This window comes from Shewanella sp. HL-SH4, assembly GCF_051164845.1.
Taxonomy (GTDB): domain Bacteria; phylum Pseudomonadota; class Gammaproteobacteria; order Enterobacterales; family Shewanellaceae; genus Shewanella; species Shewanella glacialimarina.
This window is the reverse complement of the sequence record NZ_CP195037.1, coordinates 3,694,486-3,711,535: the sequence shown is the minus strand read 5'-3', so window position 1 is coordinate 3,711,535 and position 17,050 is coordinate 3,694,486. Positions and strand designations below refer to the sequence as shown.

Below are 17,050 nucleotides of genomic sequence, written 5' to 3'. Positions count from 1 at the left end.
TTTAAAGTACGAAGAGTAGACAGCATCAATGCGTAATGCAACGTATTGGTATTGAATTCTGGCAATGTTTTTAAGCTAGATCCCCGATTAAAGATCTCGGGGATGACGTGATGGTGAGCTGGCGAGATGACTAGATGAGGTGATGAGGTGATGAGGAGATGACGAGCTGGCGAGCTGACGAGCTGGCCAGATGATGAAATGATTGGATGGTTCAAACTAATCCATCATTCCCACAAATCTACTTTGTTGCTCAACATTCGCAAGCCATTGCTTAATAGCAGGGTAATGGCTTAAATCAAATCCGCCTTGATGGGCGACATGGGTATAAGCAAACAGGGCGATATCGGCTAAGGTAAATTGATCACCCACTAAAAACGATGAATTTTTGAGAGTGTGTTCCATTAAATCTAGCGCTTTATAGCCTTTTTTATGCATCGCTTTATATTCATCAAGTCTGTCATCTGGCATACCTAAATAAAACTGAATAAAACGGGCTACTGCAATATAAGGTTCATGGCTGTATTGCTCAAAAAACATCCATTGGTACATTTGCGCTTTGGCAAATGGATCGTCAGGGATCAACCCTGAACCCTCGGCTAAATATCCTATAATGGCATTCGATTCTGATAATAGTTTACCATCATCGGTTTCAATTAATGGAATTTTGCCAAATGGGTGTTTTGCAAGATACCAATCATCCTGGGTATCACCTTGTAAAATATCCATCTCATGCCAGCGATGCTCAATGGCTAATATTGACATCACTAATTTAACTTTGTAACAATTGCCAGATTTAATGTCGCCATACACAGTTAACATAGTTTTCCTTAAAAAAGCATTCCTTAACTAAATCATTGCTTAACTAAACTTGAAATAAGTGCCCTTAACGCCGCAGGTTTAATCATTTTCGCCATATAATGATAGCCGCGCCTCTCAACGTCTTCTACTAACTGTTTGTTGGTGTTGGCCGTAATCAAAATACCCGGTAAATGTTCCCCATATCGGGCACGAATACCGTCCATCGCATCCACACCATTTTGATCATCATCAAGGTGATAATCAGCTAACACAATATCTGGCGCTATGCCTTTTAGGCCTAACTTAATCCGCGCATCAGCTAAATCTTTGGCGCACACCACTTCACACTGCCATCGGGTTAATAATGATTCTAAGCCCGCTAAAATGGCTTCTTCATTATCAATACACAATACTTTCACCCCAGCCAGAGGTTGTAATAAACTTGCGGTTGGTTTGCTTTCAACCTGGTGCACGGTTTGTCCTAGCGGCACTTTGATGGAAAACATAGAACCTTCACCCAGCTGTGAAGTTACATTGATTTCATGTCCCAGCACCTTGCTTATTCTATCGGCAATCGCCAATCCCAAGCCTAATCCACTAATATTGCGACTACTTGGATGGTTAAGGCGTTTAAACTCGCGGAAAATTTCTTGTATATCGTCTTCAGCAATGCCGCAGCCAGTATCAAATACTTGAATCTCGATATATTGACCTTGTCGACGACAACCCATTAACACTCTACCGCCACGGGCGTAGCGATAAGCGTTAGTTAAAAAGTTTTGCAATATACGTCTTAACAGCGCAGGGTCTGAGTTAACCGTTAATGTTGAACGCACCATATTAAAATTAATCTGACTGTCTTGCGCCATCGCATCAAACTCTATCGCTAAGGCATTAAGCAATTCTCCAATAGCAAAGTCACGGCGATTAACCTCAACATTGCCAGAATCCAGCTTTGAAATATCTAATAAATCAGTCAATAACTCACCGGCAGTTTTCAATGAGCTGTTGACATGGGTAAGCGTAGTTTGTGCCTCTAAATCTAAATTAGGGTATTGCGCTAATGACGCAGTAAATAATCTGGCAGCATTCAAAGGCTGCATAAGATCATGCCCCACGGCGGCTAAAAATCGCGTTTTAGAGGCGTTTGCTAACTCTTCCTGGGCTTTAGCTTCCAATAATTCGCTATTAAGCATAGCCAACTCATAGGTACGAGATTTAACCCGTTCCTCCAAGGTTTCATTGGCTTCTTTTAAGGCTTTTTCCTGTAAACGATATTGGGTAATATCGGTAAACGTCATCACAAAACCACCGTCAGGCATAGGGTTACCTTGAATTTTGATGACTTTACCGTCCCTTCTTTCGCGCTCAGAAATATGCTGTGTACCGTTACGCATATGCTGTACCCGCACATTCACTTGGTCTTCAATATCACCCGTACCACAAAAGCCTCTGGCGGCATTAAATCGCACCACTTCACTGATTGGCATGCCTTGTTTTAAAAAACCTTCAGGATACTGATAAAGCTCAGAATATTTATAATTCCATGCCATTAAGTTAAGGTCTTTATCTACCACACTCATGCCCTCATAGGCATGCTCAATCGCGCCACGTAGCATATCCTGGCTAAGCATAATTTTAGAGGATGCTTCATCCACTAAACTGAATACTTCATCTAAGGCCAAGTCTCGCCCTTGCATAACAGAGTCCATCACTAACTTAGCACTAGATGCCCCCAATATGCCCGCTAACATATGTTCTGTGTGGGCAATAAGCTCATCGGGTGCAGCTTTATGCCAGCTATCACTTTTAACGGCATCGGGGGAAAATCGGCTAAAACTTTCATATGCCCGTGTGGGGCTAACAAAGCGGCTAGCAAGAATTAATAAGTCTTGTTGTGCAATAGGGCTCTGGCGCTTATTGTCATTTTGTTTTAAATTCCAGGGTTTAACAAAACTACTGGCTTGAATACGCTCCGCCACCCCAGTTCTAAACCATAACGAGCCCAATACATAGCAAATAATATTGGCTAAAAGTGCAATCAGGGTATCGCTAACATTGGGTTTTATTGACTCTAAAACACCTTGATTAGCGCCAAAGTGCGATAACGCACTCACATCATTGGTGCTAAAAAACAAAATGTAACACCATAAACTAAAGCCCACACCCAGACCTAAAAATACCCCACTACGGTTACCGTATTTCCAATATAATCCACCAATTAATGCCGGGGCAAGTTGTGCAAAAGCGCCAAAAGACAGCATGCCTAAATGCGACAGCGAATCACTATCCACTAAGGTTAAATAGCTGATATAACCAAAACCTAAAATGAGCACAATCGCCAAACGTCTGGCATTCAATAACAACTGTGAAAACTGACTAAAGTTCTTTTTTCTAATCTGACCGGTTCGCAGCATGATGGGCACTAACCATTCGTTACTGATCATCACGCTAATGGTCACTACAGCTACAATCACCATCCCTGTGGCGGCTGATAAAGTGCCTAATAATGCAATAACAGCAATAATGGGCTGTTCTAATGCTAACGGTAGATTTATCACATAGGTATCAGCAGCCACGCTGTCGCCCAAGAGTAATTTACCCGCCAGCGCTAACGGTGCAACAAAAATACCAAACAAGGCTAAATAAACCGGAAAAATCCAACGGGCTTTTTTAAGCACCGACTCGCCACCACACTCCACTACCATCACATGGAATTGTCGCGGCATACATAAAAATGCCGCCATACCAACAATCAATTCCGGCAATAACGCCCCAACTCGTAACTCACCAAACTCAATCAAATCGCGTTCACTAGCTTGGCGCCAAATATCACCAAAACCATCAAAATAGCCAAAGCTAATCACAACGCCCACCAGCATAAAAGCCGTTAACTTGACCAGAGATTCAAACGCAATGGCCACCATCATGCCGGGGTTATGTTCAGTAGCATCCAGTTTTCGGGTACCAAAAAGAATGGCAAACACCGCCAGAATAAAGGTGATCAGTAATGGTACGCCCTGGGGATTAAGCGGCGAATTTTCAGGTTGAAATAAGTTAAGCGAAAACACCATAGCCTTAAGCTGCAGCGCGATATAAGGCATGATGCCAAATAAGGCAATCAGTGTGACTAACGCGGCTAATAGCTGTGACTTACCATAGCGGGCGGCAATAAAGTCAGCTACTGAGGTGATATTTTGCGCTTTAGACACCACCACCATTTTGCGCAGTAAACCAAAGCCAAAAGTAAAAATGATGATCGGGCCAACAAAAATAGGCAAGAACGACCAAAGGTCATTAGCCGACTGCCCTACCGTGCCCAAAAAACTCCACGACGAACAATATACCGCCAGACTTAAGCCATAAATCCATAACTGAACTTTTTGGCTAATTTTGCCATACCAACGCTCTGCGCCCCACGCTAAAGTGAATAATAGCGACACATAACATACGGCAATAATTGCCACAAAAAGGGTTAAATTCATAACGCGATTCATTACCTTGAATTATTGAATGAGTCATTCGATCTCATTCTTATTATTATCTGGTTATCTTTTCAAAGCCTGCAACATTTGTCGATTAAACAATCAATATTATGCCGCCCTATTAAATTCGCGGCATATATGTACAATTGAACCTCAGTTTAGCACGTGCAACAGGTTAAATAATAAGGACTTTCTCAAACTAGACCAAGGTCTAATAGTGTTACAAGCCTGTTGCAGATGATACTTTAACCACGCCATTTATAGAAAGGGAAGCCCCTATGAGCTCGCAGTCTCTTTACAAAGTGCCTAGCGCTATCGCTGAAAATGCACTGGTCAATAACGATCAATATAAAAAAATGTACCAGGAATCTATTGTTAATCCAGAAGGTTTTTGGAGAGAACACGGTAAACGCATTGACTGGATCAAGCCTTACACTAAGATAAAACAAACCTCGTTTGATGACCATAACTTATCAATCAATTGGTTTTATGACGGCACACTAAATGCTTCAGCCAACTGTTTGGACCGCCACCTTGAAAAAAATGGCGACACTGTTGCCATTATTTGGGAAGGCGATGACGCTAACGAACAGCGTAAAATCACCTACGCAGAACTGCATGCCGATGTCTGTAAGTTTGCTAACGCCCTTAAAGGCCAGGGCGTTGTTAGAGGCGATGTCGTCACTATTTATATGCCCATGGTGCCAGAAGCTGCGGTAGCTATGCTTGCCTGTGCTCGTATTGGTGCAATTCATTCTGTTGTTTTTGGCGGCTTCTCACCAGACTCAATCGCATCACGTGTAATTGACGGCAAATCTAAAGTAGTCATTACCTCTGATGAAGGTGTTCGCGGTGGACGTAAAATCCCGCTTAAGCGCAGCGTTGATGAAGCAATCGCTCACCCTGATGTTGATTGCGTCGAAAAAGTCATTGTACTTAAACGTACTGGCGGCAACATTGATTGGGTAGAAGGCCGCGATGTGTGGTGGCACTCATTAATGGAAGTAGCATCTGAGCATTGCCCGTATGAAGAAATGGGTGCAGAAGACCCACTATTTCTACTTTATACCTCAGGTTCAACCGGTAACCCTAAAGGTGTGTTGCACACCACAGGCGGTTACATGGTTTACGCATCAATGACCCACGAATACGTATTTGATTATAAACCAGGTGAAGTTTACTGGTGTACCGCCGACGTAGGTTGGATCACCGGACACTCTTACATGGTTTATGGCCCATTAGCCAACGGTGCAACCGTGTTAATTCATGAAGGGGTGCCAAATGCACCAACACCTTCACGCATAGGTGAAATGATTGACCGTCATAAAGTGAACATTCTTTATACCGCACCAACCTTAATCCGCGCATTAATGGCTGAAGGTAAAGAACAGTTCAGTGACTACAAAGGTGATTCACTGCGCATTATGGGCTCGGTCGGCGAACCCATTAACCCTGAAGCATGGCGCTGGTACCACGAAGTCATTGGTAATGAGCAATGTCCAATCGTCGACACCTGGTGGCAAACCGAAACCGGTGGTATTTTGATCAGCCCATTACCAGGCGCAACTGATACTAAACCAGGTTCTGCAACGCGACCATTCTTTGGTGTTCAACCAGCATTGGTTGATAACATGGGTGAAATTGTTGAAGGTGCAGCTGAAGGTAACTTAGTTATTCTTGACTCATGGCCGGGACAAATGCGCACCATTTATGGCGACCACGACCGTTTCGCCCTAACCTACTTTAAAACCTTCCGCGGTATGTACTTTACCGGAGACGGTGCCCGCCGTGATGAAGACGGTTATTACTGGATAACTGGCCGAGTGGATGACGTGATTAACGTATCTGGTCACCGCCTAGGTACCGCAGAAGTTGAAAGTGCACTTGTGGCACATGAACTGGTCGCAGAGGCTGCTGTTGTAGGTTATCCGCATGATATTAAAGGACAAGGTATTTATGCCTACGTCACGCTAACTCGTGATGTCGAACCAACAGAAGAGTTGCGTCAAGAGTTACGTCAGTGGGTTCGTAAAGAAATCGGCGCCTTAGCCACACCTGATTTAATTCAGTGGGCAACCGGTTTACCTAAAACCCGTTCAGGCAAAATCATGCGTCGCTTCTTACGTAAGATTGCCGCTAACGAAGTGACTAACCTAGGTGACTCTTCAACACTGGCAGATCCAGCAGTGATTGACACCTTGATAGAATCTCGTTTAAACAAAACCGAGTAAAAATAACATGAGTTGATCAGTTAACCCTACTGCTCAACTCTTTTGCTCGCTTAATATCCAAATGCTTATTTCTATTACTTGATTTCCATCCACCCAAGAGAATTCTAACCAGTTTCTCTTTTTCGCCCCTCTTAACGAGGGGCTTTTTTTGCTCTGCTTTTAGCGAAGAGGATCAGTTAAGCACCTAAGTGTTAATCTTACTGCCAATACTGTTTAAATGGCCACTAACTCGCCATAAAATTACCGTGAAACCCAAGCGGTAAATGGTAAGGTAACCAGGCTCTGGCTAATGGCCCTGCTGCTAAGTCATTAGCCGCAAAAATATTCAAGCAAGTGCGTTTTGTCGGCACGTGCAATGCAGTACCCATTAAGTAGCCGCTGCCCTCAACGCCTTTAGGGCAAACACTAACATGCTCTTCTACTAAATAATCATCACCAAAATGATAATGCTGCGTAGCACCGGTATCAATATGCAAAGACGATAAGGTATCGCTCCATAAGCTGCTAGATTTAGCTGATAAGTGATACAAATACTGATTTTTAAGCCCCACTAGATGGTCGCATACCCGCGGAAACTCACTGCTATCGCCCACGGTTTGCATATCATAAGTGCCATCAATATACAGGCTAAACAGGGCTGTTTGCGCCTTGACACTTGCCTGCTCCATCTTCCCTTGCATCACATTCGCCAACTTATGCAGCACATCAACATTAGGATACAAACTGGCGTCAAAATGAATGGTGCCATTGGCTTCTTCCCACGCATTACCATAATGAAACGCAAAACCTGCGGGTAACTCAAAGCGTTTAGTCACCTTAAGAGACTGCTTGTTTATCACCAATACACTCATTGGCATATCGCTATTATATTGAGTACGGGCAAAATTACCTTCAATCGTCTTATCGACAAACAATGACGGTAAAATGATCAACACACTTTTATCTGTAATCAAAAAGTCATGCAACATACCGCCACGGTATTGGCTATTAATTAGCCCCACATTTTTAACCTTGCCATTAGCCGCTAATTGATAAATCACCACCTGACCTGATGGATGCAAACCAAAATTCCAAATATCCCCATTAGGGTCAACTTTAGGGTGCGCTGAAAAAGGCAGTCCTTGTAAACTGTTGTCATATTTAGACCCTGCGCCTAAATTAACCTGTTGAGTAAACTGCATGGTATCTCGGTCAATTTGGGTTGGAGATCCCGCCTCCCACAGCGCCCAAAGATCATCTCCCACGGCAATAATATTAGTATTAGCGGTATTAACCGTATCAGCGCTGGTCACAGGCAAAGCATGGGCAATTTTAGTATCAGGGCCTGAGTAAACAAACTGCTGCGCCTGCTGTTCTTTAGCAAACTTAGGCGTGTTAATAAATTGGCCACGGTGGACTATTTTCTGGTCGCTAATCTCAAAACGCTGCAACATACCGTCGCCTTCAAAGGCATGTAGATAACGAATATCGCCACGCTCATATTTACCAGGGCCGTTACGATAAAAAACACCTTGTAAATCGGCAGGAATACGCCCTTCAATCGTCAGCGGTTGCGGCTCAAAGTTAGCGTCAACATTGGCAAAACCAATTAACTCAGGGTGCAGTGCCAGCGCCTGATTAAATTGCTGCTTAATATTAACCACAGTAGGAGCAGAAGATGCCAACGCATTCACTGCACCGGGCAACATGCTTGATGCGCCTATTATTCCCATGCCTTTTAAAAACTGTCTGCGTTGCATGCTCACCTCCAAAATTGTCATCTTCAAAATTGCCATCTCTAGAATTGCCATCTCACAAATGAGTGGCTTAATAAATAATTTGTGTGTGGTTAATCTGGGTTGATGCGTCTTCAGTGACCGTGAAAGCAGCGTCCGTATAAGCAACCGGACCATAATTAGGTTTAGCATTGTTAGAAAAACCATACCCTTCAGACGGCAAACCAAATAAATTGGTGTCTAACGTGCCGTTATTATTTTCGTCCTGAAAAAAGCGCACCGCATACTCACCTGCGGGAACATCGGTAAAAGACACAAAATTAAGTCCCGCTTTAGCCTGAATGTAAGTCGCAGTTAGCGCATTGCCATTTAAGTAATTATCTTCACCATTAAACAGCTGCACATAAATCTTACTTTGCTGGGCATTGACCCCTGTAATCTCAAGCTTAATATCCGCGGCAAAAGTGGATGAATTAACCCACATTGATGCAAACAGCAATGAAACGGCTAATAACGATGATTTACTCATATTGCTACTGTTAGTCTGAGTGAATTGAGTCGCGGCATTATGTGTCAATGTGCCAGTCAGTTTAGTCGTTAATCTAGTCATTTTTATGTTCCTATCGTCTGTGATAAAGGGGTTATCTTAATTGGCAGTTCGCATCGACATAAGCCGAGCCAATCTCGCCATTGCTTCGTGTTGAAAAGACGATAGAATGGAGCGATAAAAAATTAAAGTCGCTTTTCGTAAAGTGACCCAAAAACTTCGTAAAATGTAACTAAAAAGGAATGTGTACCTTTGACGAATCGTGAAATACCCCTAAATAATCAACAACTAAAATCTGAACCCACTAAAAACAAATTACTGCGCCAACTGCTTATTGTGGTGTTTATTGGATTATTTATTGGCTTTATGCGCCCCTTCGGCATGGATCAATTTACCCTATTATTGTCGATGAGTTACTGGGTGTTTACCTGTATTTGTGGCTATTTAATTTATATGCCACTGATCAATTTAGGCCATAAATACTTAGCAAAAAGCATCACTACGCTCTGGCAACGGGTAGCAATATCATCACTATTAGCCAGCCTAATAATGAGTCTAATTGTGCCTTTTATTGGCTGGCTGTTTTTTGAACACACATTACAATTAGCTGATAATTTTCTACTCGCGCTGCCTAACACCCTGGTTATTGGCAGCATTATTACCTTTGTCAGCATGTTACAAAATCATGTTAATCATCAAAAACAGCAACTTGAACAATCACAACACGTCATTGAGCAATCGCAAAAGGTCATTGAACAGCATCAACAAAGTCGTGATATAGATACCATTCAAATTGAACAGTTTATGGGCTTATTACCATTAGAAAAGCGCGGACAATTGCTGTGTTTAGAAATGGATGATCACTATTTAAAAGTACACACAGATAAAGGCCAACATATGCTGTTAATGCGCTTAAAAGATGCCTTAATGCAGCTAGAAGGGTTTCCTGGGCTGCAAACACATAGATCCTGGTGGGTAGCAAACCATGCCGTGGTGTCGGTCAATAAAGAAAATAGAAAAATGTCATTGTTGTTAACCAATCACCTTGAAGTGCCGGTTTCCAGAACCTTTGTTGAAGCCGTTAAAGCTAACCTAGCCCTATAACCATGATATTATCCAACCATAGCTAACCCAATGCATGTTGAACCGAATATTTGAAAGCTTCTACTGACACACCTACTTTGCAACTGCGCGATTACCAACAGGATTCGGTTAACGCCGCCATTAAGCACTTTCGCAGCAGCCAACAATCTGCCGTATTGGCTTTGCCAACGGGTGCAGGTAAAAGCATTGTTATTGCTGAACTGGCACGCATCGCCAACGGCAATGTATTAGTACTCACCCATGTAAAAGAGTTAGTTGCGCAAAATGCTGAAAAAGTCGGCTTACTCACCCAGGCTGCCAATATTTACTCTGCCGGATTAAACCAGAAAAAAGCGAACGGCAAAACCGTCGTCGCCAGCGTACAGTCAGCAGCGCGGGCATTAGATAAATTCAACCAGCCTTTTTCACTGGTGATTATTGATGAATGCCATCGCGTCAGTAATGAAAAAACCAGCCAATATCAGCAAATTCTGCAGCACCTAAAAAAGCAAAATCCAGCCATTAAAATCTTAGGGCTCACTGCAACTCCTTATCGTCTCGGCATTGGCTGGATATATCATCACCATTACCACGGTAAAATTGGCAATACTGACACTGCAGTGTTCGATAAATGTATTTTTGAATTACCCATGCGCCCGCTTATCAAGCAAGGCTTTTTAACTGCGCCTAAGTTATTTGATGGCCTCAGTGCCCAGTACGATTTTAGTCAACTTGAACCGACAGAAAACGGCGAGTTTAATCAGCAGGAAGTCGAATCTTTACTGAATCATCAAGGCCGTGCCACAACTGCGATAGTCAAACAAATCGTCCAACTGGCAAACACCCGTAAAGGGGTGATTATTTTTGCCGCAACCGTACGTCACGCACAGGAAATTATTGGCTTATTAAACAAGCTTATCGACAATGCCGCCACGCCAACCAAAGCAGCATTAATCACTGCTGCTACTCCCCATAATGAACGCGACACCATTATCGACGCCTTTAAAGCGCAGCACATTAAATACATAGTGAATGTGGCCGTACTCACCACAGGCTTTGACGCGCCCCATGTCGACTTAATTGCTATTTTAAGGCCTACGGCATCGGTAAGCTTATTTCAACAAATGGTGGGGCGTGGACTGCGTTTAGCGCCAGGTAAAACAGATTGTCTAGTGATTGACTACGCCGCCAATGGTTTTGACTTATATTACCCTGAAGTGGGCCAGGTCAAACCCAATAGCAAGTCAGTGCCGGTACAAGTGCACTGCCCTGTGTGCCAATTTGCCAATACATTTTGGGGACTAGTCGATAACGACGGTGACATCATTGAACATTTTGGCCGCCGATGTCAGGGGCTTGTTGCTAATACCGCGACGGTAAAAGCTAAAACAACCAATACCGAACAACAATGCGACTTTCGCTTCCGCTCTAAAGTGTGTCCAGACTGCGGCGCAGAAAACGATATCGCCGCGCGCATTTGCCAAACCTGTAACTCAACACTCATCGACCCTGATAAGCGCTTAAAGCAAGTATTACAGTCGCAACATCACCACTTATTCAAATGCCAGGAAATGCTCATCACCCAAAATGAACAGGGTTTGCTGGTGCGCTACATAGATATTGAAGGTAATGACTTTAAGCAAAGCTTTAAGTTTGATACCCCAGCACAAAGAAAAGCTTTTTACGCGGTATTTGTGCTTAGCCACACCCGAACGCCTGGTATGTTACATCCGCGATATGACAAAGCAGAACAGGTACTGAGTGACCAGAGCCGCTTTAGAAAACCCGACTTATTATTACTAAAAAAACAAAAACATCACTGGAAATTAATTGATCTATTTTTTGACTATCAAGGTAAACATAAAACAGATTTCAGTTAGCTTTATTCGGGGTATTTATTTGGGTTAAGCTAAATTCATTTAATCACGTTATCATTTGCAAAAAAGTTGTGCTATAAACACACCATCTAGCCAAGTAGGAGTTACTATGTTTGTTGTTATTTTTGGCCGTCCAGGCTGTCCGTATTGTGTTCGTGCTGTTGAGTTATCTGAAAAATTAGCCGCACATCGTGAAGATTTTAAATTTAAATATGTGGATATTCACGCTGAAGGTATTTCAAAAGCTGACTTATCAAAAAGTGTTGGTAAAACAGTAGAAACAGTACCACAGGTATTTGTTGATGAAGCCCCAATCGGTGGCTATACCGAATATGATCAATATGTTCGTCAACATGGTCTACTAGACTAAGCTTTTGTTTATAAAGCTTTCTTATAAAGCTGTTGTTTATAAAACTTTTTATAAAATAAGAAATAGGGCCATAACAATGTTATGGCCCTTTTTTTATTGGTAATCTAGATTAATGTATCACTTAAAGTACGTATTTAGCCGAGAACATAATGCGATTTAAATCGCCATCTGTGCCGTTTTCTCTCTCGTTCAATGCACGCATAAACTCAACACCAAAGGTCACAGGTTTAGACGGTGAGTACAGTAAGTTAATGTAGCTTGAGTAAGCTTCTTTGTTTACGCCGCCACCCGTTAACGTAGCGTTATTGTCTGCAGAAAATCCTGACAATGTCACGCTAGTGCGCCATTGATCATTCCACCAGTGACGATAGGCTGCAAAACCACCATAAGAGGTAATGGTCTCAATGTCGCCATTGGCATCCAATACACCCGCGTTAGCATAGTTTAATGCCATGTAACGGCCTAAACCTTCACCATAGGTTGCAGTGAATTTAAAATCATCTTTACCCACCGGAATAACACCCGCAAAGCTCACACCATAACCCATTTCGCTGGCATCAAGCAGAGTGCCGCCCTGTGTCTCTTCAATGTTTAATTGACGCACAATACCCGCTAGTGAGTACGCAGAGCCACCTTCTGAGGTAAAGTTGTAACGTGCCACCACATCAGGAATCACGCCACTACCGCTAGTAATGCGACCGCCACCACCATTTGGGGTTAAAGTCGTTTCAGGGTTTTCTAATGCAAACTGAAAACTACCGTTGGTGTATTTAATCAATGATTGACGCACAAACGGCGTACCATCAGCTGCCCCAACAAAATCTAAGTTATCGGGTAATGCGCCAGGGTTTTGAAATGTGGTCCAGGTTTGACCAATGGTCCAGTTATCATAGGTAACAAATGCATGGCGAATACGCGGTGAATAACTGTTTGATACGCGCTCGTTACCGTCGGTATGGGTCATAAAATCTAATTCAATAAACCCAGTTAACGAATGACCGCCTTCCATATCGGTAACGGTTTTAAAATTAAAGCGAGTTTCACGGGCTTGAAAGTCTACAACCTGTTCGCCACTGCCTTCTTTACCATAAATAGTACCTGGCACATAAAATTGGCGCGACAAGTTGCCCGACTCAGGTGCACCATTACCATAATCACTAAACATAACATCGGCTTTAATATAGCCACCAAAAGTCATATCGGTATTAGCTTGCGCCGTACCTGTCATTGCTAACATTGCCCCAGAAATCAATGTAGCGAGTGTTAAATGTTTCATCCATCCTCTCCAAATTATTGTTTTAATCCTATGCAATATGTCTCAATTAACAAAAACGAAACATTAGCAATAGGTCTATAAGACAAAAGTAGAGCATTGAAAACTCACTGCCAGTGATATATGGACGTACCATTTGTGGGTAAATCAGTTGCACTGATGAAAACAAGTTACTTCCACTTAAGCACAAATCTTAATGACGCGAGTAATTCGACTAATAAGGAAGGAAAGAAGGAAAAAGCAAGGAAACAAAACAAGCCTAGAAATAAACGCATTTAATGTAAACCTACAAAAAAAGCCAATGCATCCTTTACAGATGCATTGGCCTAGGGTCTTGAGTTAAATATCAGCGGTGTTAGCGGTATTCTTCTAATAAACCAGCAAGTTCACTTTTAAATGCATTGCCCAGTTTAGGGTCGCGTATACCGTACTCAACAAACGCTTTCATGTAGCCCAGTTTATCGCCACAGTCATGTGACTTGCCTGTCATATTGAATGCTTCAACCGTTTCTGTGGCAATTAGCATATCAATCGCATCGGTTAACTGAATTTCATCGCCAGCACCGGGTGGTGTTTTGGCCAATAAATCCCAAATTTTTTCAGACAGCACATAACGGCCAACAACCGCTAAGTTAGACGGCGCCTCGCCAATTTCAGGCTTTTCAACCATGTTAAATATTTTAGTAGAGTCACCAGGGTTAATCTTCTCGCCACCACAGTCAGCAATACCATACTTGTTAACCTGATCATCCGGCACTGGCGCAACCATAATTTGGCTGGCAAGAGTTTCGCGGTAACGAATTAGCATAGACGCTAGGTTTTCGGTACGTTGGTCAGCTGAATAAGAATCTAAAATAACATCCGGTAACACTACCGCAAACGGGTTGTCACCAATACACGGCTTAGCACACAAAATGGCATGCCCTAGCCCTTTCGCTTCACCTTGACGCACATGCATAATAGTCACATTTTTAGGGCAAATTGACTGCACTTCATGCAACAGCTGACGCTTAACCCGTTTTTCCAGGGTTGATTCAAGCTCGTAAGATTTATCAAAATGGTTTTCAATCGCGTTTTTACTGGCATGGGTGACCAATACAATTTCTTTCACCCCAGCGCTAACACATTCATCAACAATATATTGAATAAGTGGTTTATCCACCAATGGCAGCATTTCTTTCGGAATTGCCTTAGTCGCTGGCAGCATCCGTGTACCTAGCCCTGCAACGGGAATAACAACTTTCATAGATATCCTTATATAGCGTAACGCTAAATGAAACAAAATTGATAATTTATAATAGCTTACATAATTTTACCCAGACAACTTAATCTAGGCCTAAAACAAATATGATATTTCTGGCGCTTATGGCGCTTTTTGCAGCCTGGAACCCTGCTCAGTGGGTAAATAACGCACCAACCAACACAGGGTTAATATAGTCAAAAACAGCAAAGTATTCGCCGGAGACTGCAAATTAAAATCAACCGTACAATGAATCAGCATATGCACAATTGCCATAGCACAACCAAATGCAATGCCTTTGTACAGTTTATTATTACGTAAATACATGGTTCGGCAAGCTAACCACAAACAATAAATTATCCACAACCCAAGTGACGCTGTAATGACAACCCCATATTCTACTGCAAATTGAATATAGTCATTATGGGCATGGTCATAAAAACCGGAATAAGGCACGGTTTGATACTGCGGAAAAACAGTGTAAAAGCTGCCGGCGCCGTTACCCGTTAACCAGTGTTGTTCAATAATCGGAATACTGTCTCGCACCACATCATCACGGGTTTCTGCCGCAAATGAGGTATCTTCAATACGCTGCTTAACCTTTTCGACCCCAAATATAGACCCAACAATAATCAAATCTAAAATAAAAATGCTGATCACCAGCGGCTTTAACATTTTGGGCGGATTACGATAAATCACTAGGGCCAGTAAGGCTACGGTAATTAACGCGGTAAAAAATCCAGCGTTACCCATGCGCGAGCGGCTTAAAATCAAGCCAATAATCATAATCACAATGGCTAATCGTAAAATAATCTTACTGCTTATTAGGGTTTCAAATACCCCTAACATAAAGGTTCTAAAATCAAATTGGCCTGAACGGGTTGTTTTTAACTCAGATATTAACCAACCAAAGGCAACGCTAATCGACAGGGCTAAAAAGTTAGCAAAATGGTTTTGATAAACAAATGATCCCCTTGCCCTATCACCATCGCTAATACCAAATATTGGCGACTTTGGTAAATCCAGTAAATTCAATACACTGCCGTAAAATGCCTGAATACAGCCAGACACAATAATAGCAATACACACCCAACGCAGCAGCCTAGCTGACTGGCAATGCACAGCTAAAAGGTAAATAAATAAGCCAAAACACAGGGTTTTAATTAACTGCTGAAAAGTTTGAAACCCATCAACGGTATCAATACCCGTCACCAATCCAGTCCATTGTAAAAAAGTAAACAGCAATAATAAGCCTATCGGCAACAAAGCATACTTCTGCCAATGCTGGGTAAATAAAGGCTGGCTGCGCACAACACAAAATACCAAATGCAAACACGACAAACTAATAATGTAAAACTCAATAATAGACCAGGCCCAAATGCGATTACTGGCAAGTGGAATAGGCACCCACACCAGCAAAATGCACAGGGCAATAATAAAAAAAGAACTGCCATATAAAGATGGTTTCATAAAACGTTAAATAACCTCTTGCTAAACGAATAAAAAAGCCAGTTTGCCATGCTTATTTTGCCGTCATCCTCGAATGCTTTTATCGGGGATCCATTCCTGGCTTTAAGCGCCTGAACTGCGGCTAAAGGATTTAGATCCCGGCCCAAAAGCTCTACCGGGATGACGTAGTAGAAACATACCCGGATGACGTAGTAGATCCCACACCAGTAACATGCACAAGGCTATAATAAAAAAGCCAGTTTGCTATGCTTATTTTGCCGTCATCCTCGAATGCTTTTATCGGGGATCCATTCTTGGCTTTAAGCGCCTGAACTGCGGCTAAAGGATTTAGATCCCGGCCCAGAAACATTACCGGGATGACGTAATAGAAACATCCCGGATGACGTCATAGATCCCGGCCCAAAAGCTCTACCGGGATGACGTAGTAGAAACTTACCCGGATGACGTAGTAGAAACATACCTGGGTGACGTCATAGATCCCACACCAGTAACATGCACAATGCTATAATAAAAAAGCCAGTTTGCCATGCTTATTTTGCCGTCATCCTCGAATGCTTTTATCGGGGATCCATTCTTGGCTTTAAGCGCCTGAACTGCGGCTAAAGGATTTAGATCCCGGCCCAAAAGCACTACCGGGATGACGTAGTAAAAACATACCCGGGTGACGTAGTAGATCCCACACCAGTAACATGCAGAAGGCTATAATAAAAAAGCCAGTTTGCTATGCTTATTTTGCCGTCATCCTCGAATGCTTTTATCGGGGATCCATTCTTGGCTTTAAGCGCCTGAACTGCGGCTAAAGGATTTAGATCCCGGCCCAGAAGCATTACCGGGATGACGTAATAGAAACATCCCGGATGACGTCATAGATCCCGGCCCAAAAGCATTACCGGGATGACGTAGTAGAAACATACCCGGGTGACGTATTAGATCCCGGCCCAAAAGCATTACCGGGATGACG

At 42.7% G+C, this 17,050-nt stretch carries 11 protein-coding genes; 4 read left to right on the top strand and 7 right to left on the bottom strand.

Annotation, left to right across the window (positions count from 1 at the left end):
• Nucleotides 1–216: 216 nt before the first annotated feature.
• Both ACRWQL_RS17290 and ACRWQL_RS17285 read right to left on the bottom strand, forming a co-directional pair.
• On the bottom strand, nt 217–819 hold the full coding sequence (locus ACRWQL_RS17290; RefSeq protein ID WP_434951299.1) for a glutathione S-transferase family protein: 603 nt from the start codon (nt 817–819) through the stop codon (nt 217–219).
• A 32-nt stretch (nt 820–851) separates the two neighbouring features.
• A complete protein-coding gene (locus ACRWQL_RS17285; RefSeq protein WP_434951297.1) occupies nt 852–4,283 on the bottom strand; it encodes a hybrid sensor histidine kinase/response regulator in 3,432 nt (1,143 codons plus the stop codon).
• A gap of 278 nt (nt 4,284–4,561) precedes the next feature.
• On the opposite strand from ACRWQL_RS17285, the gene acs reads away from it, so the two are divergent.
• Nucleotides 4,562–6,514: an acetate--CoA ligase gene (acs, locus tag ACRWQL_RS17280; protein ID WP_434931628.1), complete on the top strand. Its 1,953-nt coding sequence runs from the start codon at nt 4,562–4,564 to the stop codon at nt 6,512–6,514.
• 224 nt (nt 6,515–6,738) lie between these two features.
• On the opposite strand, the gene ACRWQL_RS17275 is transcribed toward acs, so the two are convergent.
• Together ACRWQL_RS17275 and ACRWQL_RS17270 are read right to left on the bottom strand one after the other, a co-directional pair.
• The gene (locus ACRWQL_RS17275; protein WP_434951295.1) at nt 6,739–8,253 is read right to left on the bottom strand and encodes a carotenoid oxygenase family protein; all 1,515 of its coding nucleotides are present in this window, start codon (nt 8,251–8,253) and stop codon (nt 6,739–6,741) included.
• 67 nt (nt 8,254–8,320) lie between these two features.
• Nucleotides 8,321–8,839 (bottom strand): DUF2141 domain-containing protein, encoded by a 519-nt coding sequence (locus ACRWQL_RS17270; RefSeq protein WP_434951293.1) that lies wholly within the window; start codon nt 8,837–8,839, stop codon nt 8,321–8,323.
• 189 nt (nt 8,840–9,028) lie between these two features.
• Between ACRWQL_RS17270 and ACRWQL_RS17265 the strand changes: the two genes are divergently transcribed.
• The 3 genes from ACRWQL_RS17265 (at nt 9,029) to ACRWQL_RS17255 (ending at nt 12,106) form a co-directional block, all read left to right on the top strand.
• A complete protein-coding gene (locus ACRWQL_RS17265; RefSeq protein ID WP_434951292.1) occupies nt 9,029–9,880 on the top strand; it encodes a LytTR family DNA-binding domain-containing protein in 852 nt (283 codons plus the stop codon).
• Between the two features lie 50 nt (nt 9,881–9,930).
• Nucleotides 9,931–11,739, top strand: coding sequence for a DEAD/DEAH box helicase family protein (locus tag ACRWQL_RS17260; protein ID WP_434951290.1), 1,809 nt, complete (start codon nt 9,931–9,933; stop codon nt 11,737–11,739).
• Nucleotides 11,740–11,845: 106 nt separating this feature from the next.
• The gene (locus tag ACRWQL_RS17255) at nt 11,846–12,106 is read left to right on the top strand and encodes a GrxA family glutaredoxin (protein WP_226414840.1); all 261 of its coding nucleotides are present in this window, start codon (nt 11,846–11,848) and stop codon (nt 12,104–12,106) included.
• Between the two features lie 121 nt (nt 12,107–12,227).
• Here the strand turns inward: ACRWQL_RS17255 and ACRWQL_RS17250 are convergent, their stop codons facing one another.
• The 3 genes from ACRWQL_RS17250 to ACRWQL_RS17240 form a co-directional block, all read right to left on the bottom strand.
• The gene (locus ACRWQL_RS17250; RefSeq protein WP_434951288.1) at nt 12,228–13,382 is read right to left on the bottom strand and encodes a DcaP family trimeric outer membrane transporter; all 1,155 of its coding nucleotides are present in this window, start codon (nt 13,380–13,382) and stop codon (nt 12,228–12,230) included.
• A 352-nt stretch (nt 13,383–13,734) separates the two neighbouring features.
• Complete coding sequence (gene galU / locus ACRWQL_RS17245; protein WP_434951286.1) at nt 13,735–14,625, bottom strand: UTP--glucose-1-phosphate uridylyltransferase GalU; 891 nt, start codon at nt 14,623–14,625, stop codon at nt 13,735–13,737.
• 117 nt (nt 14,626–14,742) lie between these two features.
• Nucleotides 14,743–16,089 carry an O-antigen ligase family protein gene (locus ACRWQL_RS17240; protein WP_434951284.1) on the bottom strand — a complete coding sequence of 449 codons (1,347 nt, stop codon included), beginning with the start codon at nt 16,087–16,089 and terminating at the stop codon, nt 14,743–14,745.
• Nucleotides 16,090–17,050 lie beyond the last annotated feature (961 nt).

Excerpts from the sequence above, each read along its gene's own strand:
- ACRWQL_RS17290 (WP_434951299.1), bottom strand. The coding sequence starts at position 819 with ATGTTAACTGTGTATGGCGACATTAAATCTGGCAATTGTTACAAAGTT.
- ACRWQL_RS17285 (WP_434951297.1), bottom strand. The coding sequence starts at position 4,283 with ATGAATTTAACCCTTTTTGTGGCAATTATTGCCGTATGTTATGTGTCG.
- acs (WP_434931628.1), top strand. The coding sequence starts at position 4,562 with ATGAGCTCGCAGTCTCTTTACAAAGTGCCTAGCGCTATCGCTGAAAAT.
- ACRWQL_RS17275 (WP_434951295.1), bottom strand. The coding sequence starts at position 8,253 with ATGCAACGCAGACAGTTTTTAAAAGGCATGGGAATAATAGGCGCATCA.
- ACRWQL_RS17270 (WP_434951293.1), bottom strand. The coding sequence starts at position 8,839 with ATGACTAGATTAACGACTAAACTGACTGGCACATTGACACATAATGCC.
- ACRWQL_RS17255 (WP_226414840.1), top strand. The coding sequence starts at position 11,846 with ATGTTTGTTGTTATTTTTGGCCGTCCAGGCTGTCCGTATTGTGTTCGT.
- ACRWQL_RS17250 (WP_434951288.1), bottom strand. The coding sequence starts at position 13,382 with ATGAAACATTTAACACTCGCTACATTGATTTCTGGGGCAATGTTAGCA.
- galU (WP_434951286.1), bottom strand. The coding sequence starts at position 14,625 with ATGAAAGTTGTTATTCCCGTTGCAGGGCTAGGTACACGGATGCTGCCA.
- ACRWQL_RS17240 (WP_434951284.1), bottom strand. The coding sequence starts at position 16,089 with ATGAAACCATCTTTATATGGCAGTTCTTTTTTTATTATTGCCCTGTGC.